The sequence below is a fragment of the Salinisphaera sp. SWV1 genome, from assembly GCF_052044155.1.
GTDB lineage: Bacteria > Pseudomonadota > Gammaproteobacteria > Nevskiales > Salinisphaeraceae > Salinisphaera.
In genome coordinates, this window is the sequence record NZ_JBQDYE010000149.1 from 1 (window position 1) to 585 (window position 585).

Here is a 585-nt window from a genome sequence, read left to right on the forward strand (position 1 = left end):
GGGCGAATGTCTGCGCGATCCAGCACCTGCTGGAGCACCTGTAGCGGGTCATCAGTGGTCGTTGTGCGTTTTTCGCTTTCACTAACAACGGTTTCTTTACCGAAAGTGGTTGAAGTGCAAATCGGATCGGCGACCACAATATCAAAGCGGCTATACGGATGATCGGCATAGCCGGAGTGTAAAAGCATCGCCCACGGCAGGTGGCTTAAGCGGGAGAAATAAAATTCAGCGGCGTCCTGACGCCAGGGTAAAGTAATCACAGCGGGAGATAACGTCTTCATCAGTCCTGACTCTACTGGCTATGTGCCGGGTAGCATGAAATAATTAGCGCCAACAATTTAGCAGGAGTTAACAATGTTTGCAGGTTTACCTTCACTCACCCATGAACAGCAGCAAAAAGCTGTCGAGCGGATCCAGGAACTGATGGCACAAGGGATGAGCAGCGGCCAGGCAATCGCGCTGGTGGCAGAAGAGCTGCGCGCCAACCACTCCGGCGAGCGAATCGTGGCGCGTTTTGAGGATGAAGACGAGTAACACACTAATCCGTATCGATTTCGTTATAGAAGCCGATGAACATTTGATTGT

At 51.5% G+C, this 585-nt stretch carries 1 protein-coding gene and 1 pseudogene; one reads left to right on the forward strand and one right to left on the reverse strand.

Translation table 11 applies throughout. From position 1 onward, the window contains the following. A pseudogene (gene pabB / locus ACS8YF_RS19945) lies at positions 1-281 on the reverse strand (aminodeoxychorismate synthase component I); the annotation flags it as partial. Positions 282-354: 73 nt separating this feature from the next. On the opposite strand from pabB, the gene ACS8YF_RS19950 reads away from it, so the two are divergent. Continuing rightward, on the forward strand, positions 355-534 hold the full coding sequence (locus ACS8YF_RS19950) for a YoaH family protein (protein WP_000457334.1): 180 nt from the start codon (positions 355-357) through the stop codon (positions 532-534). Positions 535-585: the final 51 nt, after the last annotated feature.

Bases quoted from the DNA above. Each gene is read 5' to 3' on its own strand.
- ACS8YF_RS19950 (WP_000457334.1), top strand. From the start codon at position 355: ATGTTTGCAGGTTTACCTTCACTCACCCATGAACAGCAGCAAAAAGCT.